The sequence below is a fragment of the Microcystis sp. M_QC_C_20170808_M3Col genome, from assembly GCF_007095505.1.
GTDB lineage: Bacteria > Cyanobacteriota > Cyanobacteriia > Cyanobacteriales > Microcystaceae > Microcystis.
Map to the genome: position 1 here is coordinate 1 of NZ_SFBY01000236.1, position 26,140 is coordinate 26,140.

Below are 26,140 nucleotides of genomic sequence, written 5' to 3' on the forward strand. Positions count from 1 at the left end.
TGGGATAGAGAGGTGCGTAGTTCACCCAAGGAGAATTAATCTCTCGAAGTAAAAGTGAAGGGAATTTCTGAAATGGAATTCAGTCTGTCTATATTTGACTATACTTTTACTAACTATCTCGCTTGCAAGGGAGAATTTTGCAGGATATCTATTAAGAAGATTTTCCAATATCAGCGATCGCCAGTTATACTAAATCCGTTGAGCATAGGCTACTTATGAGGACAGGCAATAGGGGGAATAAATAATCATTCTTTAATAACCGGATTTAGTATTACCGGAGACTTGTGACTTTTTTTAAAGAAATATTTTTCGTTCCTGTCTCCCCTTTTGGATTACACTGGTAATTGAGAATAATTAGCATTTATTTTAGCGATCACAAGTCTTAGACAGTTTCAAAACCGTTGACTGAGGCTGACATTAGCGCAGTTATCACCCTTTGGCTACTGAAGTAAACTCGATGAGCTATCAAGGAATTATTGTCACTCTTGAATGAAAGACCTTCTTTGCCTTTGGAGATAAGAAAAGCATGGACGATAAAATTAGACCTAATGAACCAGAAAAACCAGAAAAATCGCCAAATAAAGCCCAATTTTCCCCTTGGGGTGGTAAAGAGGCAGAATTAGATAATGCCACTCCCAGGGGTAATGAGTTGGCTGCCACTTATCCTTTAGCAGAAGTTGCCATGGGAAAAACCGTCTGGTTAGTGGGATTTCAGGGGACAGGAGGGATCAATCGACTCCTAGGTATGGGATTAAACCCCGGCATTCAATTACAGGTAATTAGCTCCCAACCGAGGGGATCAGTTTTAATTGGCATTCAAGACAATCGTATCGCTATCGGGGCGGAAATGGCGGAAAAAATCCTCGTTAGTGACAGTCAACCGAAAAAACTGGAGTCTAAAAAAGACCTACCTGAAGTAAGAACATTTCTGCGGGAGATACCCATAGGAAAAGCGGGTAAAGTTGTCGGTTATGACCGAGCATTGCGAGGATACAAAGGAAAATTGTTATCAATGGGATTAACTCCGGGGACAGAGTTTACCGTCATTCGTGTCGCACCTTTGGGGGATCCCGTCGAGATTCAAGTGCGGGGATTTCATCTCAGTCTGCGAAAACAGGAGGCAGACACTTTAATCGTCGAAGAAATAGACCCAAAAAGCTAAATTTAATCATCTAAGCCTATTCGTCACTCAATATCCTAATTATGGTCAAACCGATTATCGCCTTAATTGGCAATCCTAACTGTGGCAAAACTACCCTTTTTAATGCTCTCACGGGGGCCAATCAACGCACCGGCAACTGGCCGGGAGTAACAGTCGATCGCAAAGAGGGACGATTTCAAGTTAACGGGGAAGATATCACCCTGGTGGATTTACCCGGAGTCTATTCCCTCGATGTGGAAGAAGGGGAGACAGGAATGGATGAATTAGTCGCTAGGGACTATCTGCTGTCAGGAGAAGCGGATTTAGTGATTAATATCGTCGATGCTGCCAATTTAGAGCGCAATCTCTACCTTACTACCCAAATCATGGAGATGCGTTTACCGATGTTGATTGCCCTGAATATGATGGATGTGGCCAAAACTAGGGGTATTGTGGTTAATCCGCAACTCTTAAGCGATCGCATGGATGCAATTGTCGTGCCGATTAGTGCGGTTAAAGGGGAGGGAATCGGGGAATTAAAGCAAAAAATTGGGGAATTAGTCAGTAATATTAGCCATACTGCCGCTTATGTCGCTTATCCTGCGGTAATTGAGGAAGCTCTGAACGAGATTGTTGCCTACATTAACGACCATAGCAGTAAAAGGATCGTTGAGCCAAGATGGACGGCTTTAAATCTACTGCAATACGAGGATCGCATCGCCCCAGAATTGCGTTCACAGGAACTATTAAGCATTATCGTCAAGCATAGACGACAAATACACCAAGTTTTGGGGGAAGACCTCGATATTTTAATTGCTGATACTCGTTATGGCTTTATTCAACAAGTTACCCAGGGAGCCACTCAACGGACTGGACAGATAAATGATACCATGTCCGTTCGCCTTTGGCGCGGCTTTGCCGTTCGCATTGATCGGATTGTTCTCGATCGCTGGTTGGGAATTCCGATATTTTTGGGCGTAATGTACCTAATGTTCTTGTTTACCATCAATGTTAGTGCTGCCTTTATCGATTTCTTCGATTTAACTGCCCAGACTATCTTTGTCGATGGTTTTGCCCAAGTTTTACAAAAAATCTCTACCCCGGGTTGGCTAATTGCTCTGCTCGCTGATGGAGCGGGGGGAGGTGTGCAAACCGTCGCCACTTTTATCCCCGTAATTGGCTTTATGTTCCTCTTTTTGTCAATTTTAGAGGATTCTGGCTATATGGCCCGGGCAGCCTTCGTCATGGACCGATTGATGCGTTTGGTGGGATTGCCGGGTAAATCCTTTGTCCCCATGCTAGTGGGATTTGGTTGCAGTGTGCCGGCAATTATGGCCACCAGGACCTTAGAAAATTCTCGCGATCGTTTAATGACGATTATGATGAACCCGTTTATGTCCTGTGGGGCAAGATTACCTGTTTATGCGCTATTTGCGGCGGCTTTTTTCCCCATAGGTGGTCAAAACATCGTTTTTGGTCTTTATATCTTAGGAATTCTCGCCGCTATTTTGACGGGATTGGTGATGAAAAAAACCCTACTCAAGGGAGAAGTCAGTCACTTTATTATGGAATTGCCTCCCTATCATCTACCGCGTCTGAAAGGGGTTTTAATTCGTACTTGGGAACGTCTGCAAGCGTTTTTATGGAAAGCTGGACGAGTTATCGTTTTAATGGTAATGATTTTGGGACTACTCAACTCCGTCAGTTTTGATGGTTCTTTTGGTAATCAAGACAGCGAGCGATCGGTTTTAAGTGCTACCAGTAAAGCTGTAACTCCTATTTTCTCACCCATGGGACTAGAACCGGAAAATTGGCCGGCAACAGTGGGCATTTTTACGGGAGTTTTTGCCAAAGAAGCAATGGTAGGCACATTAAACTCGATTTACAGCCAACTAGCAGGGGAAGATAACCCGAATAAGGGGGCAGCACAGGTAAAATTCGACTTTTGGGGGCAAATTAACCGAGCTATTGCCACTATTCCCGCCAATTTAGCGGAATTACCCAATCAATTACTTGATCCCTTGGGTTTAAATATTGGTGATCTGCAAGATCAAAAAACGGCTGCCGAGAAGCAAGAGGTAGATTTAGGAATCTTTGGGGCAATGGCGAAAAGATTTGATGGTCAAGCGGGTGCTTTTGCCTATCTCTTGTTTGTTCTGCTCTATTTTCCCTGTGTTTCGGCCACATCGGCAGTATATCGCGAAACTAATGCCGGTTGGACTGCTTTTATTGCCCTCTGGACCACAGGAATGGCCTATATTGTTGCCACTTGCTTCTATCAAATCGCCACTTTTTCTCGACATCCAGGGTTTTCTCTCTTTTGGATAGTCTTGATGGGTTTAACCGTAGTCGGGGTTTTATTCACCTTAAAAAATCTCCGTCCCCGAAAAATCAACCGTCCGGCAATTTAATTTCAGTTATCAGTGGTCAGGTTTTGGGGTTTTAGGGTTTTGGGGGTTTAGGGTTTTAGTTAAAATTTCCCCACTTCCCCACTTCCCCACTTCCCCACTTCCCCACTTCCCCACTTCCCCACTTCCCCACTTCCCCACTTCCCCATTCCCCATTCCCCCAACTTTATTTGAAAAGATGATTTTAACCGATATACAGGCTTATCTTGCCAAAAATCAGAAAGCATCTCTATCTGACTTATCCACACACTTTCGGATGTCAGCAGATGCCTTAAGTCCCATGCTCGATCGCTTGCTTAAAAAAGGGCGAATTCGCCTGATTTCCCTAGAAAAATGCGGAGGATGCAGCCGTTGTCCCCCGGAATCTATGGCTTTTTACGAATGGATTGAGGGCAATTCTACAGGGACAAGCAACTAAAAGTTTAATAATATAGAAGTTATCTCACCATTAAGATAACTGCTATATTATCAGTTGAAAAGATATTTAATAGAGCCGTAGATTAATAACATTGCCGTTAAAGTCATGGCCATAATTAGGGGGGCGATTTTGGCTAACCAGAAAGCCAGGAAGATTATCCCGATTCCGTCAGCGAGTAATATGGGTAAACGTGGCACTATGCCATGGTCAATAATTTTTTCCGTGCTTGGCTGCAGTTGAATTTTGGCTAAACAATGAAACCAAATTTGACTGACTAAAACTATTAGGGCCCCCCATCCTATCCAGAGGGCAGCCACATAAAAGCCCGATAATTCTAAAACAATTGTACTAATTGTGACGATAAAAAAGCGATCGAGGCGAGGATCGCTGGTTTTTTGCTGAAATTGGGCAATTTCTCCCAGATCTACTGCGGCCATGCGGGCCTGTTCAAGACAGATCCCCAGGGTACCTAGGGCAAGAATGGCAGCGGATAGGTTTTCCGGTGAGAAGATTTGGGAGATTATGCCTAAACTAGCCGGAAAAAACAGTAAAAAAAGGATCGTTCGTCTCATCTATTCGGGGTGGGGTCGGATTAAGATCAGAAATGCCCTTGACTTGATCATTTCTGTAATGTCTTGTTTGCCTCCTTTTCAAAATGCTCTCCTTCTCACCCAAGCTTTAACCCATCGTTCCTATGTCAATGAACAGTCCGAATTGACGGAAAATAACGAGCGCCTAGAATTTTTGGGCGATGCGATTTTAGCTTTTTTGGTGGGCGAACTATTGTATCAAAAATATCCCGCCATGAACGAGGCAGAATTAACCCGTTTGCGGTCAAATTTGGTCAAAGAAGAACAATTAGCGCAATTGGGCCTTGAAATCGGCCTAGGGGAGTTAATGCGTTTGGGGAAGGGGGCAATTAAAGATCGGGGGCGATCGAATCCTACCCTATTAGCGGACAGTTTTGAAGCGATAATTGGGGCTTATTATCTAGATTCAGGGTTAAATGCGGTTAAAAACTATCTGCACCAACTTTTTATCCCTGTAGCCTCTCATTTAGTCTCTCAACAATCGGAATCGCCATCTTTTATCGATGCCAAAAATCTCTTTCAACAGTGGGCGCTGGCCAATTTCGCCTCTAATCCAGAATATGCGATCATTGATGTTACAGGACCCCCCCACGCTAGGGAATTTACTGCCGAAGTGCGGGTTAATCATCTTCTCTATGGTACAGGTAAAGGTAAACGGAAACAGGATGCCACCAAAGCGGCTGCCGAAGATGCCTTAAAGCGCTGTCAATTGCAAGGGTAAATAGGGCCAACCCTACTTACTTTAGAGGCCACCAATTAACTTTATCTCTGGTGGCACTGTACACTTCTTTTAAACCCTCGGCATCCAGTACCCGAATTAAATCCCCCGTTGATTCTGAGGCAATTAATCCCACGGTTTGCAATCCTTTTAATACCTGTTCGACGGTACGTTGATTGAGTTGACAAGCGCGAGCAATCACATCGACGGATAAATCAAAAGTATAGATATTTTCGGCACTCGGTTGACTGCCTAATTCTCTTTCTTGATAGATTAAAGCTCTGAGTAAAGTGGCTACAGCTTGGGGTGGATAGCTACTGCAATTAAGCAAATGATACTCGAATTTTTGCTGTAATTCAAATAAAAAACAGTACCGTTGACGAAAACTTTCGTTATCGTTGTAAATCTTTTCTAGTGCCGATAAGGGAATTTTCAGGACGTGGGTAGTTTTATAGGATTCCACCAAACAGGGAAAGGCGCGACTGGCTAAACCATAACTAAAGGGTAAACTCCTCATACCAAAACAGCCGCCGGGGTAGGTAATGGCAATAATCCGGTCGAGGGGAGTGCTGCGGACGACGATTACACCCTCATCCAAAATCACATACAAAACATCTAGAAATTCATCGGGTAGAAAAGCCGTATAGACGGGACGATTGGAAAATAGCGTCTCTAACTTGAGATTGTCTGCATCGAGATACTGACTTAACCAAGTTTCCTCTAGTCCGCGAAAGAGAAAACTCTGGTTAATCAGTTGTTGTAGGAGGGGTGTTTTTTTGGCCTTGACGCTCTTGCCCATAGTCTCAAACCTAGATGTAGCACTGATTCCATCTTCTCACAGTTTCCCTTGTTATCACCTTATTCCCAATTTGTTTTATAAATGTATTGAAATTTTGTTTCCTGTGCTGTAGGATTAAACCAGACCTGAAAACAGATACAACCTCAGAGTAAATCTTAGGAGCGCCCCCGATGCAGTCATCCCAGTCTTGTTTATCCCTACTCGTGGCAACTTTCCTGACGGGGGGAACGCTGGTATCTTGCACCCCATCCCCCACCAATAGCGGCAATGACAGCCAAAAACCCGTGACTGTGACACTTGTTTCCTATGCTGTCACCCAAAGTGCCTACGAAAAAATCATTCCCAAATTTGTCGAGGAATGGCAACAAAAAACGGGGCAAAAGGTAACTTTTGAACAGAGTTATGGTGGCTCCGGTTCCCAAACTCGCGCCGTTATCGATGGTTTAGAAGCGGATGTGGTAGCGTTGGCTTTAGCTTTGGATACCAAGAAAATTGAGCAAGCGGGATTAATTCAACCCGGTTGGGAAAAAGAAGCTCCGAATGACTCTATTGTTCATAAGTCTGTGGTGGCTTTTGTTCCTCGTGATGCCAATATTAAAATTAATAAATGGTCAGATTTAGCCAAGGATAATATTAAAGTTATTACCGCTAATCCCAAAACTTCTGGCGGAGCGCGCTGGAATTTTCTCGCTCTTTGGGGTTCGGTGACGCAAGCGGGAGGCAGTGAACAAGCGGCGCAAACTTTTGTCGAAAAAGTGTTTAAAAATGCGCCAGTTTTACCTAGAGATGCTCGCGAATCTAGTGATGTATTTTTTAAACAAGGCCAGGGAAATGTGCTGATTAATTACGAAAATGAGATGATTCTCGCTAACCAAAAAGGCGAGAAGTTGTCCTACACTGTTCCCACCGATTACAATATTTCTATTGATAATCCCGTGGCGGTTGTTGATGCCAATGTGGATAAAAAAGGTACGAGAAAAGTGGCCGAGGCTTTTGTGCAGTTTTTATTTACTCCCGCAGCCCAAAGAGAATTTGCTCAGGTGGGGTTTCGTCCCGTTGAACCGACGGTATTTAAAGAGTTTGAGAGTAAATTTCCTCAGATAAAAAATCTCTTTACCGTGCAGGATTTAGGCGGTTGGGATAAGGTACAAAAGCAATTCTTTGATGAAGGAGCCTTGTTCGATAAAATTCTGACTAAAGCTGGTAAATCCTAAGGAGAAAAACCATGGATAATCAACCTCAATGGCAAACTATTAATCATCCCCAAAGTGACTTACATCTCGATCAATCAGGACTCGATCGCCCCACGTCCCGAAGAATAAAAATTCGGATTCCTAAACAATATATTAACGAGCCAATTATAGCACGTTTAGGGTCTTTTCCTGGTCTAAAAGTGAATATATTTTCCGCTTTGTTAGCTGCAAATAATAATCAAGATGGCTGGTTCGATCTACAACTACAAGGCAACTCCCAAGGGATAGAAAATGCCCTTTCCTATCTGGCAGATTTAGATGTAGAAGTTTGGTATGATTCAGCACAAGTTCTTGAAGAAGCGGACAATTGGTAATCTCTAGCAATAATTAACAATGGCTAACCCACAATTATCTTTATCTCCGAGCCAACCCCACAAAAAAGTTTCTATTCCTTGGGTAATTACCATTAGTTATCTAGTGGTTTTGTTGGTTTTACCGGCAGCGGCACTATTTGCTAAATCCCTAACTCTTGGTTTTGCCGAATTTTGGCGCATTGCCACTTTACCGATTTCTTTATCCGCTTACCAAGTCACTTTTTTGACTTCCTTAATCGCCGGATTAATTGACGGAGTTTTTGGCACTATTATCGCTTGGGTATTGGTGCGTTATCGATTCCCGGGTAAAAAAATTGTCGATGCTTGTGTGGATTTGCCCTTTGCTTTACCCACTTCTGTTGCCGGTTTAGTCCTAGCCACAGTTTACAGTGATAACGGTTGGCTCGGTCAATTTTTTGCCCCCTTTGGCATTAAGATATCCTTTACCATTTTAGGGGTTTTTGTGGCGATGTTATTTATCGCTTTACCCTTCATTGTCCGCACCTTACAGCCGGTTTTACAGGAAATGGAAAAAGAGGTAGAAGAAGCGGCTTTATCCCTCGGTGCTTCCTCTTGGCAAATCTTTTGGCGAGTTATTTTTCCCACAATACTACCCGCTATTTTAACAGGAGTTGCCCTCGGTTTTGCCAGAGCGATCGGTGAATATGGTTCCGTAGTTATTATCTCCTCTAATATTCCCTTTAAGGATTTAATTGCCCCAGTTTTAATCTTCCAAAGACTAGAGGAATATGATTACACGGGGGCAACAGTAATCGGCATGGTTTTATTACTGGTTTCTTTGTTCATGTTAGTAGTAATTAATTTCCTGCAGCAATGGGGGCAAAAATACAGAGTTAAGTAACAATTATTATCATTTAATGAGAGACAGAGTAAAAATGCAGAATCCAAAAGTATTAACTAAACCGAAAGAGTGGGATTACAAACCCCTACTAATTATCATCGCCCTTGTTTATCTGGCACTATTATTATTTATTCCGGCGGCGGCAGTATTTTACTATGCTTTTCGCAATGGATTCCAAGCTTTTTTAGAAGCGGCGGGAACTTCTGACTTTATCGAGGCTGTGAGATTAACAGTAATTATTGCCCTAATTACTGTACCTTTAAACACAATTTTTGGACTTTGTGCAGCCTGGGTAATTGCTCGCAATCAATTTCGTGGCAAAACTTTATTAATTAGTTTAATTGACTTACCTTTTGCCGTTTCTCCCGTGGTAGCCGGTTTAATGATTGTACTGCTCTATGGGCGCAATGGTTGGTTAGGTTCTTTCCTAGAATTTTTCGATATAAAAATACTTTTTGCTTTACCCGGAATGGTATTAGCAACTATATTTGTTACTATGCCTTTTGTCGCTAGAGAAGTTATCCCAGTCTTAGAAGAAATTGGCTTAGAACAAGAGGAAGCGGGGCGCACTTTAGGGGCAAGTGATTGGCAGATTTTCTGGCGCATAACTTTACCCAATATTCGTTGGGGATTGATGTACGGAGTGCTGTTAACTAATGCCCGGGCGATGGGAGAATTTGGGGCGGTTTCTGTGGTTTCTGGCAGTATTTTAGGGAGAACTGCCACCCTGCCAATTTTCGTAGAACAGGCCTATAAAAATTATCTAACTCCTGCCGCTTTTAGTGCAGCGGCTATTCTAGCCTTACTAGCGGGAGTTACTTTAATTATCAAAGAAATTCTCGAACGTAAAACCGCCCACAAAATTCACACTACTTAACTACAAAAAACCTAAAAATATGAGCGGGCGTTGGGTTTCATGCTTCAACCCAACCTACGTTCATCTTATATTTAATTCCACCCACCTACTTACTTAACTACAATTAACCTAAAAATATGAGTATTACTATCCACCAAGTTTCTAAACGTTTCGGCAATTTTCAAGCTTTAGATAATATAAGTTTAACCATTCCTGAAGGCAAATTAGTTGCCCTCCTCGGACCATCGGGATCGGGAAAATCCACCTTATTACGTTCAATTGCCGGATTAGAAAGTCCCGACAGTGGCGCGATTATCATTAACGGACAAGATACCACCCATGTGGATCCTAGACGGAGAAATATCGGCTTTGTTTTTCAACATTATGCCCTATTTAAACATTTAACTGTTCGTCAAAATATTGCTTTTGGTCTAGAAATTCGCCGGCAAAAATCGCCATTAATTAAGAAAAGAGTTGAGGAATTATTAGAATTAATTCAATTACAAGGATTAGGCGATCGCTATCCCGCCCAATTATCGGGAGGACAACGGCAGCGAGTAGCTTTAGCCCGCGCTTTAGCCATTCAACCGAATGTATTATTATTAGATGAACCCTTTGGAGCTTTAGATGCAAAAGTTAGAAAAGAATTAAGGGTATGGCTGAGAAATTTACACGAAGAAGTTCACGTTACCAGTGTTTTTGTTACCCACGATCAAGAGGAAGCAATGGAAGTAGCCGATACGATTGTCGTGATGAATCATGGTAAAATTGAACAGGTGGGTTCTCCCGCCGAAATTTACGATCATCCGGCCACACCTTTTGTGATGCAATTTATTGGGGAAGTGAATATCTTACCTAATCTAGCGGGATTAGGAAATGGGCATCATCAGGGTCATAATTCCACCGTTTTTATCCGTCCCCACGACCTGGAAATTATGGCCGAACAAGATGGGTTGAATAGTTGGGCAGTGGTAAAAAGAGTTATTCATTTAGGCTGGGAAATACAAGTAGAATTAATGTTAGCCGATGGGGAAATGGTGGTGGCTTATCTCAATCGTGAGGAGTACAAGCAATTACAGTTACAACCAGAACAAACAGTACATTTAAAACCGAGAAAAGCGACCTTACTCACTGATTTTGACAATAAAAGTGAGAAAGTTATCGATTACTCAATTTAAAAACTCTAGGTTTATTAAAGAGTTTTTCATAAAGATGAAGTATAACCGGATTATGCCATAGTTCCCTACTGTTAACATCAAAGGCATCTATAAAATAAACCTTAAAGCCAAGTCAAGGCCGATTCTGGTCTGGACAAAGCAGATGATGGGGAAACTCAGGAAAGAGAAATGGGTGTATCTGATCACCCATTGGATTTGGTATTGTAAGTAGAGATTACTGGATCTTCTAGAGTAGTTATGATATATTAGCAAAAATAATCCACGCAAGCTTTGCCAAGTAAGGCTCACCAGAATTCAAAAAAGCAATTTTAACAAAAAAAGCTTTTTGCTTTGTTGGATTCCAGACTATTTAAGGGTTTAAGCTTATTTAAACTACTAATTTGCTATAACCAGTCCAGAAGAGCCAGATTACTAAAAATTGACCAGTTTTTTCTGGGAACTGGCGAAATTAACAGCTAATCACAGGAAAGACGAGCTAAAAGCCGCAGAGAGCAACAATCAATGTCTAAAAACTCTATACCTCGAATCGAAAATCTGCGCGTGCAAAATTACCGAGCTTTACAGGACTTAGAATTAAAAAAAATTACTCCTCTAACCGTTTTTCTCGGTCCTAATGGGAGCGGAAAATCTACCATATTTGATGTCTTTGCTTTCCTCTCTGAATGTTTTACTGTTGGTTTAAGAAAAGCTTGGGACAGACGGGGAAGATTTAAAGAATTAAGAACCAGAGGACAAGAAGGTTACATCATTATCGAATTAAAATATAGAGAAACATTGGCATCACCTTTAATTACCTATCATTTAGCCATTAATGAAGCTAATAATCGCCCTTATGTTGCCGAAGAATGGTTACAGTGGAGACGAGGACCGCAGGGCAAACCTTTTCGCTTTTTAGACTTTAAAGAAGGGGAAGGAATAGTGATTAGTGGAGAAAATCCCCAAGAAGAAGATGAACGAATTTCTGAACGATTAGACTCCGAGGAATTTTTAGCTGTTAGTACCCTGGGACAATTGGCCAAACATCCCCGGGTTAGTGCTTTGCGTCGTTTTATCACAAGTTGGTATCTTTCCTACTTAACCGCAGATAATACTCGCAATCAACCCGAAGCAGGAGCGCAAGAAAGATTATCATCAACTGGTGACAATTTACCTAATGTTATTCAATATTTAAAAGAAGATCATCCTCAACGATTAGAATCTATTTTACAAACCCTTTCTCGTCGAATTCCTAGATTAGAAAAAGTAGAGGCATCTATTATGCCGAATGGACAGCTTTTACTCCAGATTAAAGACGCACCTTTTCAAAGTCCAATTCTTGCCAAATTTGCCTCCGATGGCACTTTAAAAATGTTGGCTTATTTAACTATATTATATGATCCAAGCCCTCCGCAATTAGTGGGAATAGAAGAACCAGAAAATCATCTTCATCCCCGTTTATTACCTGAATTAGCAGAAGAATGTCGGGCAGCGACCGCAAGTACACAATTAATGGTAACAACTCATTCTCCCTTTTTTGTAGATGGTTTGAAACCAGAGGAGGTTTGGGTGCTTTATCGAGATGAAAATGGTTTTACTCAAGCTAAACGTACTTCAGCAATGCAAGGAGTTGAGGAATTTATTCAAAATGGTGCTTTGTTGGGTCAATTATGGATGGAGGACTATTTTGATGTGGGTAATCCTATCATTTAACTTTAATACCAAAGGAGGGAAAAAGTGCATCTTGAATTTCTAGTTGAAGAATTTTCTACCCAAGAATGTTTAAATCAAATTTTACCTAAAATATTATTTGAGAATGTCACTTATAAAATTCATGCCTTTCGAGGTAAATCCGATTTAATCAAAAAACTACCGGAGCGATTAAAAGGTTATAAATGCTGGATACCCGATGATTATCGAATCATTATTCTTGTAGATAGAGACAATGAAGATTGTCAAAAAATCAAAGAAAAGTTAGAAAATATCGCTCAACAAACAGGACTTATCACTAAAACGATTAGCGAAGATAAAAAAACATTTCAGGTGTTAAATAGAATTGCTATAGAAGAACTAGAAGCTTGGTTTTTTGGTGATATTCAGGCTATAGTCTCAGCCTATCCCAAAGTTTCTACTAATGTGGGACAGCAAGCAAAATACAGAAACCCCGATGAAATTACAGGCGGAACTTGGGAAAACTTAGAAAAGATACTTCAAAAAGCTGGGTATCATCGAGGAGGTTTAGAAAAAGTGAAAGCAGCCAGAGAAATTTCTCAATTTATGACTCCTGCTCATAATTGTTCTCCTAGTTTTCAGATTTTTTATCAAGGTTTATTGGCGATGCTCCCCTAGAAAAAATCGCTCTAATTATTTAACTGATAACTGATAACTCAGCTTAACTAACTATTTTTCGCCTCTAATTTGGTCAAACGACTTTTAAGTTCCTGATTTTCCTGTTTCATTTTTTCTAATTCCTCGCGAATTTCCTGAATTGCTTTCTCGGAACCTAATTTTTTCTGGACTTTTTGTACTGCTTCCTCCGCTACACGACGGACGCGACCATCGGGAGTTCGATCGCTCAAAGCTTGTAAAATAACGATAGCTTTGGCATTTTCTATCTGTCCTAAAGCGTTACACACTGCCACCTGCGTCAAGAAAAAAGTTTCCTTGGCAATGGTTTCTAAACGTTCCAAAATTACGGTTAATTTATCCGTGGTTTGTCCCGAAGAAATCGCTCCCAGGGCGCGGATAGCTCCTAATCTCAGGGGTTGAGGCGTGCCTAAAGCCGTGTAGGTCAAAATTGACTCCAAAGCCGCCGGCGAGGTTTTTAACTGGCTTAAACCGCCAATTGCGCCCGCTCTTACTACCTCATTCCACCCCTTTCTTGACTGTAAAATATGATTGAGTAGGTCAATAATTTCCCCTTCTTGATCTTGCAATTGTCCCACGGCCATAGAGCCTAATCCTCGCGCCGTGGCCGCTTCCACATAATAACTAGCATCTCCGGCTTCTAGTAGGGATTTAAGCGCGTTATAACTATCTAAGGTTTTAATTTCACTTAATCCCTCGACAATTGCCCGACGTACTTGTGCTTTTTCATCGTTTAAACCTTTAATTAAAGCAGTAACCGCTTGATCTAAACCAAGAGTTGCTAACTGTTTGGCCACCTCCACACGCACACCCCAAAAAGGCTCATTTTCTAGGGATGTCCCTAAAGCTTCGATCGCTTCTAAACCGCCTTTTTTAGCAATGGCAATGGCTGCATAGATACGGGAAATTGGATCGGGATCCTGTTGTAATTGCGCTTTTAATTCGCCGATAGGATACTCAAGAGTGACGGTTTTGAGGAAATTATTACCCCGATCAAACTTGACAAAATCGGGCTTTTGTGCTAGGGGAAAATAGAAACTTTGTTCTTTTTGGTGAATCCGCAGATTGTAGGTAAGATCGTCAGAGTTGAGATAGGCAAAAGCGACGGGAATTTTCAAGTCGAATAGTTCTTTTTCATCCTGGGTTTGGGTGACAGTTAATTGGGCTAAATTATTCTGATTGTCCCAACTGTAGGCCACCTTATAATCGGGATGACCACCGCGATAAACGTACTGATCAAAGAGGAATAATAAATTGTACCCGGTCGCTTTTTCGATCGCCCGTAATAAGTCCACAGTTTCCACGGTTTTATGAGCATTATCCCGCACAAAAGTCTGAATCGCTTTTCCGAATAAATCTTCCCCTAAAATAGAGCGAATCATCTGATAAACACAAGCACCTTTTTCGTAGAGATGACGATCATAAAGTTCGATCGCTTCTCGATAAACATGAGTAACAATCGGACGACGATAGCGGGAAGTATCTTCTTCTAAATAACTTCTTGCTTCCCCTAATAAATAATAACTAGCAGCAGCTTTTCCGTATTCCGATTCTGTCCATAAAACCTCAGAATAGGAAGCCATTCCCTCTTTAATCCAAGCGTGAGACCAGTGTTTAATCACCACTAAATCACCGAACCATTGATGAGCTAATTCATGGGCAACTAAGCTTTCTGTCCAAGTATGATCAATACTTGCTCTTTGATCGATCAAACAGCGATCGGTTAAAATTGTGGTGGAAGTATTTTCCATCCCACCAAAAATAAAATCATCTACGCAAACTTGTGCGTATTTAGGATAGGGATAAGGATAACCAAACGTTTGGCTAAAAAACTCGATCATGCGGGGAGTTTTACCCATACTTCTTTGTCCCTCTTCTTCCCGTCCTTTTTCCACATAATAAGTGACAGGAACACCATTCCATGAGTCGCGTAATTCAGCAAAATCTCCCACCGCAAGAGTCATTAAATAGGTAGGATGAATTTGCTTTTGTGACCAGTGATAAATTCTGTCTTCACCAACGTTTTCCACCGAGATTAATTCCCCGTTAGAAATAGCGATATAGGGTTGGGGAATTTTCACCCGAATTTCGGAAGTGGCTAACTGTCCGGGATAATCAAAACAGGGAAACCAAAAGCGAGAATCTTCATCTTCTCCCTGGGTCCAAACTTGCATCGGTTTATCGGGATAATATTCGTCGGGTCCGATAAAATATAATCCCCGTTGTGGTTGCTTAACCTGATAGTTAATCGTGAGGATAATCGGTTTATCGGTAGTGGGTTGTAGCAGATGAATAGTCAGGAGAGAACGATCATAGTCAAAGGGTTGACTGATATCTTCAATGAACACAGAATTAATATTTAGCTCCACCGCATCCAGAGTTAAACTGCTAATTCCCTGACGAATGGGGGTGAGGGTAATCTGACAGCTGCCCTGAAAACTTTGCTGAGAAATATCAATAATTAAATCGAGAAAAATATGATTAACTTGTCCGGGTCGATCGGGGTTATAATGGGGTTTAGCCCCCGGTAACTCAAAGGGTTGACGCTGATTATTTTCCGTGTCGATGGTGAGATGAGACATATTAGCCCTAACTTGCTGATTTTTGTCCGGTAAACTTAAATTAACACGATCGGTCGTCCCTTTCCTTGCTAATAATAATCCCACCCCTATGAATCTCCCTTCCTTTCTCTGGTTATGGAAAATTGCCGCTTGGTCGATGGGATTTGCTCTCTTTGCCTATTTTTTATTAGCGGTTTCGGGGGTAAACATGGGTTATCGACGACTCGCGGGCCAATCTCGACCGAAATGGTTAAGATCCTTTCATCTGGTCAGCGGCCTGATCATGGTTGCTTTGGTCTTAATTCTGCTGGGAATCGGATTAGTGGGAACAATCGGTCATTATGGCAGTTTAGGCCACTCTTCCCACCTGATAGCGGGTTTATCGGTGGTTTTTCTGGTTTTTGTTTCGGCAATTAGCGGCCTGAACATTACAACTCGTCCACCTCTAGCGCGGTCTCTCCACATCGGCACTAATCTTTTATTGTTTCTGGGTTTTCTTTTTGTTACCCTAACAGGATGGGATGTGGTCCAAAAATATCTACAATAAAAATAGTCGGCGATCGAGTGGAGACTGTTTGATCGAGAAAAACTAGCTATCTCATCCCGAAAAATCGCTTTTTAGTGACAGAATACTCACCCCCAAATCATTATGCAAACCGTCGAATCACAAGCTATTAACACGATGTCAGTGCCAAAACAAGGTCTTCCAGTAACAATTATTACTGGGTTTCTTGGTAGTGGTAAGACTACTCTCCTCAATCATATTCTCAGTAATCAACAGGGATTAAAAACTGCTGTTCTTGTCAATGAATTCGGTGAAATCGGTATCGATAACGAACTGATTATCAGCAGTGATGACAGCATGGTAGAATTAAATAATGGCTGTATTTGCTGCACGATTAACGAGGATTTGATTCAAGCAGTTTATAAAGTTCTCGAACGTCCCGAAAAAATCGATTATTTAGTCGTAGAAACCACGGGATTAGCCGATCCTTTACCGGTAGCTTTAACCTTTTTAGGTACAGAATTACGGGAAATGACCCGTTTAGATTCCATTGTCACTATGGTGGATTGTGCCAATTTTAGTCTCGATTTATTCAACTCGCAAGCGGCCTTAAGTCAAATCACCTATGGTGATATTATTGTTCTCAATAAAACCGATCTAGTGGATGAAGCAGATGTGGATTCTTTAGAAATAAGAATCCGGGACATGAAGCAAGGAGCGAGAATTCTTCGTACTAGCAAAAGTCAGGTTCCTTTACCCTTAATTCTCAGCGTCGGACTATTTGAATCGGATAAATATTTCGACACAGAAGAAGAACACCACGACCATGATCACCACGACCACGATCACGACCACTGCGACCATGATCACGACCACGATCATGATCACGATCATCACGACCATTCCAATCATTTAGAGGTGGATGGATTTACTTCTATTTCCTTTGCTAGTGACCAACCTTTTTCGATTCGGAAGTTCCAATATTTCCTCGATAATCAGTTACCAGAAAGCGTTTTCCGCGCTAAGGGTATTCTCTGGTTTGATGAAAGTCCTAAACGTCATATTTTCCACCTCAGTGGTAAACGTTTTACTCTCGAAGATGACGAATGGAAAGGTACTGCCAAAAATCAGCTAGTTCTTATCGGTCAAAATCTCGATCATGAAACCATAAAAGAACAGATTAACAATTGTCTCATTTTACCTGCTGTCAATCGCGGTAAAGGATTTGGGAAATAGATAACCATCTTTTGCGGGTGTGTTAGCCTAGGGTAACGCACCCAATTTAACCAATTATTTATTGACCTTCTTGGGGTACTTTTCCCCCTAAAGATTCCACGATCGAGAGAGTATTTTCCCTGAGCATTTTTACATAACTATCCCCCCCAGTACCCACCGCACCGATCGAATCAGAATATAATTGTTGTGGTGCTAATTTTACCCCCGCTTCTTCGGCTACAGTGGTAATTAAAGTGGGATTAATAGTCGTCTCGGCAAAGATAGCAGGAACCTGGAGATTTTTAATAGCATCGGCTAAATTTTTCACCGTTTGGGCGCTAGGTTGTTCTTCGGTACTAATGCCAATTAAAGTTCCCGCTACTTTTAACCCGTAGGCATGAGCATAATACTGAAAAGCGTCATGAGTGGTGACTAATTGCCTTTGGGAAGGGGGGATAGTTTCAATAGCCGCAGTAATCCAGCGATCAAGATTTTCTAATTCCCTGATTAATTGCTCTGCATTTTCAGTAAAAATCTCTTTATCTTCGGGACTTAATTCAATCAATTGATCTCGGATTTTCTCCACCATGATTATACCGTTTTTGGCCGAACCCCAAACGTGGGGATCGGGTACTTTCTGCCCCTCTTTTTCCAGTTGTAAAGGCTTAATTGCTTCTCCCACGGCCACTTTTTTCGCTTGAATTCCCGTAGAATTGATCATTTTAATTAACCCCGGTTCGAGGTTATAACCGTTATAGAGAATTAAATCGGCTTTTTCTAAAGCCACACTATCGGCGGGAACCGGTTCATAAACGTGAGGATCATCCCCCGGTTTTAAAATGTCTTGATGGTCAATTTCTTCACCGCCCACTCGTGCGGTTAAATCGGCGATAATTGTGCTAGTGGAGATTACCTTTGGTTTTTGGTTATCGGTGGTATTAACCGCGGCATTACAAGCAACCAATCCCAAAAATAAACAGGATAAAATTAGTTTTTTCATCAGGAAATAGAGATGAGGGTTTAGAGGTTAGAGATGAGGGGAAATGGCATTGATATCTATCTTGATTTTTTTCCTGACTAAAGACTCCTTTTACTATTAAAATAGAGAATAGAGAAGGTGTAAATTCAAGAGATATGGATAACCAAGCCCCGATTAAACTACCGAAAACCAGCGAATCCGACCACCTCAAGCGAATTCGTCACACCACCTCCCATGTTATGGCCATGGCGGTGCAGAAATTATTCCCGAAAGCCCAAGTTACTATCGGGCCTTGGACTGAAACTGGATTTTACTACGATTTTGATGTGCCGGAACCTTTTACCGATAAGGATCTCAAGGACATCAAAAAAGAGATGGTCAAAATTATCAATAAAAAACTGCCGGTGATGCGCGAGGAAGTTTCTCGGGAAGAGGCGGAAAAGCGCATTAAAGCGATTAATGAAGCCTATAAGCTGGAAATTCTGGCGGGAATTCAAGAACCCATCACCCTCTATCATCTTGGTGACGCTTGGTGGGATTTGTGCGCCGGTCCGCACCTAGATAATACAAGCGAACTAGACCCAAAAGCGATCGAATTAGAGACGGTAGCGGGTGCTTATTGGCGTGGGGATGAGAATAAAGCCCAATTACAGCGCATTTACGGCACAGCATGGGAAAATCCCCAACAATTAGCCGAATACAAGCGCCGCAAACAAGAAGCCCTCAAACGCGACCATCGGAAATTAGGCAAAGAATTAGGTTTATTTATTTTCTCTGATTCTGTCGGGCCGGGGTTGCCTTTATGGACCCCCAAAGGAACTTTAATTCGTTCTTTGTTAGAAGATTTTCTCAAAAAAGAACAGTTAAAACGCGGTTATTTACCCGTAGTTACTCCCCATATTGCTCGCGTCGATTTGTTTAAAATTTCCGGTCACTGGCAAAAGTACAAAGAAGATATGTTTCCCATGATGGCAGACGATGAGGAATCTGCTAGTAAGGAAATAGGATTTGTGCTCAAACCGATGAACTGTCCTTTTCATATTCAAATCTATAAAAGTGATTTGAGATCCTATCGGGAATTGCCGATGCGTTTGGCAGAATTCGGTACAGTTTATCGTTACGAACAATCGGGAGAATTGGGAGGATTGACTAGAGTTCGCGGTTTTACCGTGGATGATTCCCATTTGTTTGTCACTCCCGAACAATTAGACAAGGAATTTTTAAGCGTTGTTGATTTAATTTTGACGGTGTTTAAGAGTTTACAATTAAAGAATTTTAAGGCGCGATTGAGTTTTCGTGACCCCGAATCGGATAAGTATATCGGTTCCGATGAAGCTTGGGAAAAGGCAGAATCAGCGATTAGAAAAGCGGTGCAAACTTTGGGGATGGATTATTTTGAAGCCCCCGGAGAAGCGGCTTTTTATGGTCCAAAATTAGACTTTATTTTCCAAGATGCCCTCGAAAGAGAATGGCAGTTAGGAACAGTACAGGTAGATTATAATTTACCCGAACGTTTTGAACTAGAATACGTTGCCGAAGATGGTAATCGTAAACGTCCGGTGATGATTCATCGCGCCCCTTTTGGTTCTTTGGAACGTTTAATCGGTATTTTAATCGAAGAATACGCGGGAGATTTTCCTCTTTGGTTAGCCCCTGTCCAGATACGATTATTACCGGTTAGTGATAGTCAATTGGATTACGCTAAAGAGGTGACAGCGAAAATGCAGTTGTTAGGAATTCGCGCCGAAACCGATACCAGTGGCGAACGTTTGGGTAAAATGATTCGCAATGCTGAAACCGAAAAAATCCCCGTGATGGCAGTGGTGGGGGCCAAAGAAATGGAAACTAATAGTTTAAGTATTCGCACCCGTGCCACGGGCGATTTAGGAGTAATTAGCGTCGAGGAAGTGGTGGCAAAATTAGAAAATGCCATCCAAAATCACGGTAATTTTTAAGCGTTTGCTTATCTAATTGTATGGGGCAGAAAATATTTCTGTCCCAGCATTTTTGATAAAGCGAGGAGATTTTTCCTGATTATCCTTTAGGCATCATCATCTTTTTGAAAGGGATTTTCCCCAATGCCTAGGCCTTTTTTGCTCTGTTTTAAGTCTTTCCAGAGGGCTTTAATTTTTTCGTAGGCTTCTAGAGAACTGATTTTGCCCCCCGTTTCCAGATTACAAATAAAACTGATCTTTTGGGCAAATTCCTGTAAATTAGCGTTAAATAGCAAGTTTTCTGGCTTAAATTCTCCATAGTAGGGGGCGCGAGGATAAAGAAAATTCTCCTTGCGGCGATCGGGGAGATTCGGGTTATCATCGTTAGGAGGATTCTGACTCATAGGGCGAAGGCGGGTAATTTTGCGGAATTTCTTTAGATTTTTCGGTAATGGTAATGGGAGATAATATCAGTTGTTGGCTATCATTGAGGATTTAAGTAGAAACTTGGCTGATTCGCCAAAAATTGACCACTTAAATCGTGACACTTTTTGGTTATATGTTAAGATTCGGTCGCAAAATGTTGACAGTTATCTTTAAGCAGCAATTATACATTATTTTTTTCAACGATCATCTACCCAATGATATATATTTTTTGTCTAGGTTGATCGCCAAAATTTGCTGCTGTCGCTATCTGATTAACCATCGATTTTCGTTTATCAATTGCCGAGGATGATAACTATGGAAAAACTCTATGAAGGTAAGGCCAAAATTCTCTATCAAACCGATGATCCCGATATTCTCCTCACTTATTACAAAGATGATGCCACCGCTTTTAATGCCCAAAAACGCGGGCAAATTGTCGGTAAAGGGGAAATTAACTGTACTATCTCCACTGCCCTATTTCAATGGTTAGAATCCCTAGGAATACCTACCCATTATATCGATCGCCCTAGTTCTAGGGAAATGCGCGTCAAGGCGATTAAAATCATTCCCTTGGAAGTAGTAGTCAGAAATATCGCCGCCGGGAGTTTGTGCAAGCAAACGGGATTAGAGGAGGGGAAAGTTTTACCTTTTCCTCTTGTAGAATTTTACCTCAAGGATGATGCTTTGGGGGATCCTCTGTTAACACCCGATCGCATAAAAGTGATCGATATTGCCAGGGAGGATCAAGTCAATCAGTTACGAGATTTAGCCCTGCGAATTAATCAATATCTGCAAGAATTTTTCGATAAGTGCCAGATTATTCTCGTCGATTTCAAGTTAGAATTTGGAGTTGATAAAACGGGCAAAATTTATCTAGGTGATGAAATTAGCCCCGATACCTGTCGTCTCTGGGATAAAACCCAAGAGGATGCCCAAGCGCGCATTCTCGATAAGGATCGTTTTCGTCGCGATTTAGGAGATGTGGAAACTGCCTATCAACAAGTACAAACAAGAGTTTTACAACAGATAGAGAGTTTATAAATTTAGGGTGCTATGTCGAGAAGAATTATCGGGTTGACAGGGGGAATAGCTTCTGGTAAATCCACGGTTTCTAATTATTTAGAAAATATCTACAAAATTCCCGTCCTTGATGCGGATATTTATGCCCGGGAAGCAGTGGAAAAAGGTTCGGCAATTTTAGAGAGAATTTTTCAGCGTTATGGCAGAAAAGTTAAAACTGAGGATAATTCCCTTAATCGCCAACAGTTAGGAGAGATTATTTTTAATAATCCCGAGGAAAAAATCTGGTTAGAAAGTCAGATTCATCCCTACGTTAGGGACTGTTTTAACCAGAATTTAGCCCTGTTGGATAATCCTGTAGTTGTTTTTTCTATCCCTTTATTATTGGAAGCCAAATTAACCCATTTAGTCACGGAGATTTGGGTAGTTTCTTGCAGTTTCGAGCAACAAATTCAACGCTTAACGACTAGAAATAACTTAAGCAAAGAACAAGCGATCGCTCGGATTAATAATCAAATGCCTTTAGCTGAAAAAATTGCCTTAGCTGATATTGTTTTGGACAATTCCGGGGATTTAGAAGCTTTATATACCCAGATCGATCGAGCTATACAATAGGGATTAATCTTCAAACAAGTAGGCAAATTTTCCCACCCCGAATTTTACATAGAGAATAATTGCCAAAACCAATAAAAATAGAAAGCCAATAATTAATAAATAGTCTTTATTGGTTAAGATTGATTCCTGTAAAAATGTGCGATCAGGATCACCAGAGAAAGCTTTAGCTTGTAGAACTACCTCTAATTTTTGCGATTTAGCCATAGCGTTTAAAATTAAAGGTACAGCGATAGAAGCGTAAATTTTTCCTTTTTGCAGCCAACCCATTTTTTCTATTGCTAATCCTCGTAATCTTTGAGCAGAAATAATCGATCGAGATTCTTCGACTAGGAGAGGAAATAAGCGCAGGGTAGAGGAAAAAATAAAGACTATTTTGTAAGGAATTCTGGCTTTAGTTAAACTCACCATCATCTGATTTATATCGGTGGTAAAAATAGCGAGGGGAATAATTAAAACCATGGTGAGAGTTTTAAAGATTACATTTAAACCGTAGAGGGTTCCCTCCACAGTCATTTTGGCAGAACCGACAGTTAATAGGGGAGTTAATTCAGTTTTTCCCGTTAAAGCTTTTACCTGTTCCACATTAAAAAATCCCATGGTAATTAATAAGAATAGATAAAAAGGAGCCATGAATTTTAAAATGTTGAGGATATAGGACCATTTTACTCCGGCCCAGAGACAAGCTAAAGCGACAATAAGAGTTAGTAAACCACCAGCGAGCGGACTTTCCCAAGTAAAAGCGATGAGAGTAACCACGATCATCATGGTTAATTTTGTCCGAAAATCTAGGCGAGTAAAAGGAGAATCTCGATCGACGGTTTGCCAGTTAAATGATTGCATAATCAAGAAAAAAGTTAGTAAGGGAATGAGTTAATTACCCATCCCCATCAATTCCCTAGGAAGGGTTAGCAATTCTGCTCATTTGCTCTTGAATTTCAGGGTTATAAATCTGGAGATAATTCCAATAATTACCAAACACCGATTCTATATAACCCTTAGTTTCTCTAAAGGGAATATTCTCGACAAATTCATCGGGATCGCTAAAATCAAAACGCTGTTTCCACTTGGAAACAGCCCCGGGTCCTGCGTTATAACTAGCCACGGCAAAAAGTGAATTTCCTGCGAATTTGCCGTGGGTATAATCCAGATACCATGTTCCCATCATAATGTTATCTTCGGGATTAGTTAAAGAATAACTTTTATTGCCAGTATTACCTGCGATATATTTACCCGTATCGGGCATAATTTGCATTAATCCCACTGCCCCCACAGGAGAACGAATTTCTTTTTCAAAGCGGGATTCTTGCCGGATTAAAGCTGTCACTAGCAGGGGATTTAATTGTCTATCTTTTGACCATTGCAGGATGGTATCGTAGTAGGGGAAAGGGAATAAAGCGTGCCAGTATTTATCATTTTGTCGCAGCAGTTTCCAGGCTTTCTTTTCCTCCGGGGTATCTCTTTCTCGCAAGCGCCAAATCAGGTTAATTCCTTCTAAATTTTGATTGCGAGAGAGTTTATAGACACCGAGGTTAAATTGTTCGTCAACAGTTAAATTCCAAGGATCGACAATTTCTGCTTGGAAGAGATTCCAAGCGTCCGTATCTTCACCAATTCGATATAATTCCTTGAAAGCTTCCGAACCAGCGGGGGGAGCGTTACGAGTGGCGGGTTTGACGGTGGTAGGGTTATAGGAGCGGACAGTGGTAAAATCCCCCACGTCCCAACCTAATAAAACCGCCGAGCGCCAAGCATAATAGGAATGGGGATGACGAGAAATAGTGTAGGTAAAAGCTTGTTTTGCTTCTTGGTTTTTGCCGAGTTTTTGCGCCCATTTTCCCACCCAAAAGGCCGCTTTCGGGGCAATTTGACTATCGGGATTATTAACCGCAATTGGCTGCGCCCACTGCCACGCCTTGGCGTAATCACCAGATTTAGCGGCTCTTTGGGCTATTAACCAGCGATAATCGGCGGCTTCGTCGGATTTTGGGTATTTATTTAATAGAGTCTGCCATGTTTGACTAGCGGCCTGGGCATTAGTTGATTCCAGTAATTTGGCTTTCGCTTCCAAAGCTTCCGGGGCGCGATCGGGAAATTGCTTGACAATGCGATCGAGATATGCTATAGCATCGCGGTTAGGAGAAATTTGGGCGAGTCGCAGTAATCCTAAACCAGTTTCTGAGGCTTGGGGATAGGTTTTAATTAATTTTTGGTAAGCGGTGCGAGCTTCTGGCAGTTTTTTGGCAATTTGTAGCCCGCGGGCGTAACGATAGGCTTGTTCGGGGCTAGGACTGGCTTTAGCGTAGGCTTTATAGGCCTTTTCGTACAATCCCGACTGCCAATAACCGGCCCCAATAATTGCCCAATCCGCCGGAGTTAACTGATTGGCGTAGTCTTTCACCAAACGATCGCGGGCCTGATTGAGGGTAGGATCAAAAGGATTAGCCTTGGCTAACTGCAACCATAAGGGAAATTGATCGGGATTTTCTTGAAGACGTTGGCGAATTAAAGCCAAAGTGAGGGGGTGTCGGGGGTATTCCTTGAGCAATTTCTCACGATAACTGGGGTCGTATTTGCCCAAAGCATAGTAAGCTTCCGCCACTACGGGCGATTGGGGATAGGTTTCCAGTAATTTTTGCCAAATTTCTTGCGCTCTTTCACTATCGTTGCTTAATTCGTGGGCGCGTCCCTGTTTGAGGAGAATCTGGGGAGCGAGGACAGGATATTGTTTTTCTAAGCCTTCTAATTGTTTTAAAGCCGGACCCCCTTCATATTTTCTCAATAAATCCATGGCCAGGAGATAGCGGGCGCGACTACGATCTAAAGAGGGCGCGTTGGCGTCGGCCACATCTTTTAACTTGACATCTCTATCGGTTTGTGGTAAGGAAGCGCTATCAACCACGGCAGAGGGTTGGTTAGGATCTTGGCTAGGAACCGAAGCACTATTGCGATCGAGCCAAGCAAGAATTTTCGGGTGAAACAGAAAGAGACTGGTGAGAGTAAAAAGCGCAACCCCAGAACCTAGTCCAAGAATGAGCGGGGTGTGAGGGGGGAATTTCTTAAACATTACCTTATTCAAGACAGCAACTCAACATACATTATCAGTGATCGTGGCGACAGGTTGTTTGTTTCAATCAGGTTGGGGGGTTGTTCAGTTATCAGTAAGCAGTAATCAGTAATCAGTGAACTGAAAACTCCCATCTGATAACTGGTAACTGATCACTGATCACTGAGATATGGTACGCTAAACAGGATTTAAGTATTATTAATGATTGCTATGAAACAAGGCGGCGTGACGGTTTGGTTAACGGGATTGAGTGGTGCGGGGAAAAGCACGATTACCGAGGCATTACAGGCAAAATTAATCGCTGAAGGTTATTCCATTGAAGTTCTCGATGGCGATATAGTACGGACGAATCTTACCAAGGGTTTAGGATTTAGTAAAGAGGATCGCGATGAAAATATCCGTCGCATTGGTTTTGTGTCTAATTTGCTCACCCGTCACGGTGTGATTGTCCTAGTTTCGGCTATTTCTCCCTATCGTGAGATTCGCGAGGAAGTACGGGGAAAAATCGGCAGTTTTGTCGAAGTTTTCGTGAATGCTCCCTTAAACGTCTGTGAGGCGCGCGATGTGAAAGGATTATATAAAAGAGCGCGTGCTGGCGAAATCAAGTCTTTTACGGGAATTGATGATCCCTATGAACCACCTTTTAACCCAGAAGTGGAATGCCGCACCGATTTAGAGACTTTAGAGGAAAGTGTCGCCAAAGTCTGGAACAAATTGACGGAATTAGGCTACATTCATCAAGCTGTGGCGGTTTAATCGCATAATAACTTTGTATTGTTGGAAAATATCGTAGGGACGTGGACTACAAACGTCTCTACCCCCCGATTAACCCCTTAAGCAAATTTGTTAGTTAATCTCCTTTTCTTCAGTATCTAAGCCAAGTTAATTATACCTCTTAGTAAACCTCTGGTCAAAGTGCAAGAGTGTCTAAACAGTGATCA

The 26,140-nt window shown here is 41.8% G+C and carries 25 protein-coding genes; 17 read left to right on the forward strand and 8 right to left on the reverse strand.

What is annotated here, in order from left to right; all coding sequences use genetic code 11:
- Positions 1–526 precede the first annotated feature (526 nt).
- Together EWV84_RS10555 and feoB are read left to right on the forward strand one after the other, a co-directional pair.
- Positions 527–1,162, forward strand: coding sequence for a FeoA family protein (locus EWV84_RS10555; protein ID WP_287077965.1), 636 nt, complete (start codon positions 527–529; stop codon positions 1,160–1,162).
- Between the two features lie 41 nt (positions 1,163–1,203).
- Complete coding sequence (gene feoB, locus EWV84_RS10560) at positions 1,204–3,552, forward strand: Fe(2+) transporter permease subunit FeoB (protein ID WP_287077966.1); 2,349 nt, start codon at positions 1,204–1,206, stop codon at positions 3,550–3,552.
- Between the two features lie 59 nt (positions 3,553–3,611).
- On the opposite strand, the gene EWV84_RS10565 is transcribed toward feoB, so the two are convergent.
- On the reverse strand, positions 3,612–3,776 hold the full coding sequence (locus EWV84_RS10565; protein ID WP_287077967.1) for a hypothetical protein: 165 nt from the start codon (positions 3,774–3,776) through the stop codon (positions 3,612–3,614).
- On the opposite strand from EWV84_RS10565, the gene EWV84_RS10570 reads away from it, so the two are divergent.
- Complete coding sequence (locus EWV84_RS10570; protein WP_287077968.1) at positions 3,728–3,967, forward strand: FeoC-like transcriptional regulator; 240 nt, start codon at positions 3,728–3,730, stop codon at positions 3,965–3,967. The genes EWV84_RS10565 and EWV84_RS10570 overlap by 49 nt on opposite strands.
- Positions 3,968–4,017: 50 nt before the next feature.
- Here EWV84_RS10570 and EWV84_RS10575 read toward each other — a convergent pair whose 3' ends face one another.
- The gene (locus EWV84_RS10575) at positions 4,018–4,539 is read right to left on the reverse strand and encodes a hypothetical protein (protein WP_287077969.1); all 522 of its coding nucleotides are present in this window, start codon (positions 4,537–4,539) and stop codon (positions 4,018–4,020) included.
- Between the two features lie 58 nt (positions 4,540–4,597).
- On the opposite strand from EWV84_RS10575, the gene rnc reads away from it, so the two are divergent.
- Positions 4,598–5,278, forward strand: a complete 681-nt coding sequence (gene rnc, locus EWV84_RS10580) for a ribonuclease III (RefSeq protein WP_287077970.1) — start codon at positions 4,598–4,600, stop codon at positions 5,276–5,278.
- A 16-nt stretch (positions 5,279–5,294) separates the two neighbouring features.
- On the opposite strand, the gene EWV84_RS10585 is transcribed toward rnc, so the two are convergent.
- Entirely contained in the window at positions 5,295–6,074 is a 780-nt protein-coding gene (locus EWV84_RS10585; RefSeq protein WP_287077971.1) for a Crp/Fnr family transcriptional regulator, read from the reverse strand.
- A 170-nt stretch (positions 6,075–6,244) separates the two neighbouring features.
- On the opposite strand from EWV84_RS10585, the gene EWV84_RS10590 reads away from it, so the two are divergent.
- The 7 genes from EWV84_RS10590 to EWV84_RS10620 all read left to right on the forward strand — a co-directional run bounded on the left by EWV84_RS10590 (position 6,245) and on the right by EWV84_RS10620 (position 12,862).
- Positions 6,245–7,288 carry a sulfate ABC transporter substrate-binding protein gene (locus EWV84_RS10590; protein WP_287077972.1) on the forward strand — a complete coding sequence of 348 codons (1,044 nt, stop codon included), beginning with the start codon at positions 6,245–6,247 and terminating at the stop codon, positions 7,286–7,288.
- An 11-nt stretch (positions 7,289–7,299) separates the two neighbouring features.
- Positions 7,300–7,641: an NIL domain-containing protein gene (locus EWV84_RS10595; RefSeq protein WP_002768372.1), complete on the forward strand. Its 342-nt coding sequence runs from the start codon at positions 7,300–7,302 to the stop codon at positions 7,639–7,641.
- Between the two features lie 19 nt (positions 7,642–7,660).
- Positions 7,661–8,503, forward strand: coding sequence for a sulfate ABC transporter permease subunit CysT (cysT, locus tag EWV84_RS10600; protein ID WP_286826307.1), 843 nt, complete (start codon positions 7,661–7,663; stop codon positions 8,501–8,503).
- A gap of 34 nt (positions 8,504–8,537) precedes the next feature.
- Positions 8,538–9,380 (forward strand): sulfate ABC transporter permease subunit CysW, encoded by an 843-nt coding sequence (gene cysW / locus EWV84_RS10605; RefSeq protein WP_287077973.1) that lies wholly within the window; start codon positions 8,538–8,540, stop codon positions 9,378–9,380.
- Between the two features lie 116 nt (positions 9,381–9,496).
- Positions 9,497–10,537 (forward strand): sulfate/molybdate ABC transporter ATP-binding protein, encoded by a 1,041-nt coding sequence (locus tag EWV84_RS10610; protein ID WP_287077974.1) that lies wholly within the window; start codon positions 9,497–9,499, stop codon positions 10,535–10,537.
- A 501-nt stretch (positions 10,538–11,038) separates the two neighbouring features.
- Positions 11,039–12,226 (forward strand): AAA family ATPase, encoded by a 1,188-nt coding sequence (locus tag EWV84_RS10615; RefSeq protein WP_287077976.1) that lies wholly within the window; start codon positions 11,039–11,041, stop codon positions 12,224–12,226.
- Positions 12,227–12,250: 24 nt separating this feature from the next.
- Positions 12,251–12,862, forward strand: a complete 612-nt coding sequence (locus EWV84_RS10620) for a DUF4276 family protein (protein WP_287077977.1) — start codon at positions 12,251–12,253, stop codon at positions 12,860–12,862.
- 47 nt (positions 12,863–12,909) lie between these two features.
- Here the strand turns inward: EWV84_RS10620 and EWV84_RS10625 are convergent, their stop codons facing one another.
- A complete protein-coding gene (locus EWV84_RS10625) occupies positions 12,910–15,546 on the reverse strand; it encodes a M1 family metallopeptidase (protein ID WP_287077978.1) in 2,637 nt (878 codons plus the stop codon).
- A gap of 4 nt (positions 15,547–15,550) precedes the next feature.
- On the opposite strand from EWV84_RS10625, the gene EWV84_RS10630 reads away from it, so the two are divergent.
- Complete coding sequence (locus tag EWV84_RS10630; protein WP_287077979.1) at positions 15,551–15,988, forward strand: DUF4079 domain-containing protein; 438 nt, start codon at positions 15,551–15,553, stop codon at positions 15,986–15,988.
- A gap of 102 nt (positions 15,989–16,090) precedes the next feature.
- Positions 16,091–17,182, forward strand: a complete 1,092-nt coding sequence (locus tag EWV84_RS10635; protein ID WP_287077980.1) for a CobW family GTP-binding protein — start codon at positions 16,091–16,093, stop codon at positions 17,180–17,182.
- A gap of 58 nt (positions 17,183–17,240) precedes the next feature.
- Here the strand turns inward: EWV84_RS10635 and EWV84_RS10640 are convergent, their stop codons facing one another.
- Positions 17,241–18,161: a metal ABC transporter solute-binding protein, Zn/Mn family gene (locus EWV84_RS10640; RefSeq protein ID WP_286824321.1), complete on the reverse strand. Its 921-nt coding sequence runs from the start codon at positions 18,159–18,161 to the stop codon at positions 17,241–17,243.
- Positions 18,162–18,295: 134 nt separating this feature from the next.
- On the opposite strand from EWV84_RS10640, the gene thrS reads away from it, so the two are divergent.
- Positions 18,296–20,095, forward strand: a complete 1,800-nt coding sequence (gene thrS, locus EWV84_RS10645; protein WP_287077981.1) for a threonine--tRNA ligase — start codon at positions 18,296–18,298, stop codon at positions 20,093–20,095.
- 86 nt (positions 20,096–20,181) lie between these two features.
- Here thrS and EWV84_RS10650 read toward each other — a convergent pair whose 3' ends face one another.
- Positions 20,182–20,478: a DUF7219 family protein gene (locus EWV84_RS10650; RefSeq protein ID WP_286824323.1), complete on the reverse strand. Its 297-nt coding sequence runs from the start codon at positions 20,476–20,478 to the stop codon at positions 20,182–20,184.
- 337 nt (positions 20,479–20,815) lie between these two features.
- Here EWV84_RS10650 and purC point away from each other — a divergent pair, with 337 nt between their 5' ends.
- Both purC and coaE read left to right on the forward strand, forming a co-directional pair.
- Complete coding sequence (gene purC / locus EWV84_RS10655; protein WP_287077982.1) at positions 20,816–21,541, forward strand: phosphoribosylaminoimidazolesuccinocarboxamide synthase; 726 nt, start codon at positions 20,816–20,818, stop codon at positions 21,539–21,541.
- 12 nt (positions 21,542–21,553) lie between these two features.
- Positions 21,554–22,135, forward strand: a complete 582-nt coding sequence (coaE, locus tag EWV84_RS10660) for a dephospho-CoA kinase (protein ID WP_287077983.1) — start codon at positions 21,554–21,556, stop codon at positions 22,133–22,135.
- Positions 22,136–22,138: 3 nt separating this feature from the next.
- On the opposite strand, the gene EWV84_RS10665 is transcribed toward coaE, so the two are convergent.
- Both EWV84_RS10665 and EWV84_RS10670 read right to left on the reverse strand, forming a co-directional pair.
- Positions 22,139–22,975, reverse strand: coding sequence for an energy-coupling factor transporter transmembrane component T family protein (locus EWV84_RS10665; protein WP_287077984.1), 837 nt, complete (start codon positions 22,973–22,975; stop codon positions 22,139–22,141).
- 55 nt (positions 22,976–23,030) lie between these two features.
- The gene (locus EWV84_RS10670) at positions 23,031–25,199 is read right to left on the reverse strand and encodes a lytic transglycosylase domain-containing protein (protein ID WP_287077985.1); all 2,169 of its coding nucleotides are present in this window, start codon (positions 25,197–25,199) and stop codon (positions 23,031–23,033) included.
- 210 nt (positions 25,200–25,409) lie between these two features.
- On the opposite strand from EWV84_RS10670, the gene cysC reads away from it, so the two are divergent.
- Positions 25,410–25,955, forward strand: a complete 546-nt coding sequence (cysC, locus tag EWV84_RS10675; protein ID WP_287077994.1) for an adenylyl-sulfate kinase — start codon at positions 25,410–25,412, stop codon at positions 25,953–25,955.
- Positions 25,956–26,140: the final 185 nt, after the last annotated feature.

Excerpts from the sequence above, each read along its gene's own strand:
- EWV84_RS10555 (WP_287077965.1), top strand. The coding sequence starts at position 527 with ATGGACGATAAAATTAGACCTAATGAACCAGAAAAACCAGAAAAATCG.
- feoB (WP_287077966.1), top strand. The coding sequence starts at position 1,204 with ATGGTCAAACCGATTATCGCCTTAATTGGCAATCCTAACTGTGGCAAA.
- EWV84_RS10570 (WP_287077968.1), top strand. The coding sequence starts at position 3,728 with ATGATTTTAACCGATATACAGGCTTATCTTGCCAAAAATCAGAAAGCA.
- EWV84_RS10565 (WP_287077967.1), bottom strand. The coding sequence starts at position 3,776 with ATGCTTTCTGATTTTTGGCAAGATAAGCCTGTATATCGGTTAAAATCA.
- EWV84_RS10575 (WP_287077969.1), bottom strand. The coding sequence starts at position 4,539 with ATGAGACGAACGATCCTTTTTTTACTGTTTTTTCCGGCTAGTTTAGGC.
- rnc (WP_287077970.1), top strand. The coding sequence starts at position 4,598 with ATGTCTTGTTTGCCTCCTTTTCAAAATGCTCTCCTTCTCACCCAAGCT.
- EWV84_RS10585 (WP_287077971.1), bottom strand. The coding sequence starts at position 6,074 with ATGGGCAAGAGCGTCAAGGCCAAAAAAACACCCCTCCTACAACAACTG.
- EWV84_RS10590 (WP_287077972.1), top strand. The coding sequence starts at position 6,245 with ATGCAGTCATCCCAGTCTTGTTTATCCCTACTCGTGGCAACTTTCCTG.
- EWV84_RS10595 (WP_002768372.1), top strand. The coding sequence starts at position 7,300 with ATGGATAATCAACCTCAATGGCAAACTATTAATCATCCCCAAAGTGAC.
- cysT (WP_286826307.1), top strand. The coding sequence starts at position 7,661 with ATGGCTAACCCACAATTATCTTTATCTCCGAGCCAACCCCACAAAAAA.
- cysW (WP_287077973.1), top strand. The coding sequence starts at position 8,538 with ATGCAGAATCCAAAAGTATTAACTAAACCGAAAGAGTGGGATTACAAA.
- EWV84_RS10610 (WP_287077974.1), top strand. The coding sequence starts at position 9,497 with ATGAGTATTACTATCCACCAAGTTTCTAAACGTTTCGGCAATTTTCAA.
- EWV84_RS10615 (WP_287077976.1), top strand. The coding sequence starts at position 11,039 with ATGTCTAAAAACTCTATACCTCGAATCGAAAATCTGCGCGTGCAAAAT.
- EWV84_RS10630 (WP_287077979.1), top strand. The coding sequence starts at position 15,551 with ATGAATCTCCCTTCCTTTCTCTGGTTATGGAAAATTGCCGCTTGGTCG.
- EWV84_RS10635 (WP_287077980.1), top strand. The coding sequence starts at position 16,091 with ATGCAAACCGTCGAATCACAAGCTATTAACACGATGTCAGTGCCAAAA.
- EWV84_RS10640 (WP_286824321.1), bottom strand. The coding sequence starts at position 18,161 with ATGAAAAAACTAATTTTATCCTGTTTATTTTTGGGATTGGTTGCTTGT.
- thrS (WP_287077981.1), top strand. The coding sequence starts at position 18,296 with ATGGATAACCAAGCCCCGATTAAACTACCGAAAACCAGCGAATCCGAC.
- EWV84_RS10650 (WP_286824323.1), bottom strand. The coding sequence starts at position 20,478 with ATGAGTCAGAATCCTCCTAACGATGATAACCCGAATCTCCCCGATCGC.
- purC (WP_287077982.1), top strand. The coding sequence starts at position 20,816 with ATGGAAAAACTCTATGAAGGTAAGGCCAAAATTCTCTATCAAACCGAT.
- coaE (WP_287077983.1), top strand. The coding sequence starts at position 21,554 with ATGTCGAGAAGAATTATCGGGTTGACAGGGGGAATAGCTTCTGGTAAA.
- EWV84_RS10665 (WP_287077984.1), bottom strand. The coding sequence starts at position 22,975 with ATGCAATCATTTAACTGGCAAACCGTCGATCGAGATTCTCCTTTTACT.
- EWV84_RS10670 (WP_287077985.1), bottom strand. The coding sequence starts at position 25,199 with ATGTTTAAGAAATTCCCCCCTCACACCCCGCTCATTCTTGGACTAGGT.
- cysC (WP_287077994.1), top strand. The coding sequence starts at position 25,410 with ATGAAACAAGGCGGCGTGACGGTTTGGTTAACGGGATTGAGTGGTGCG.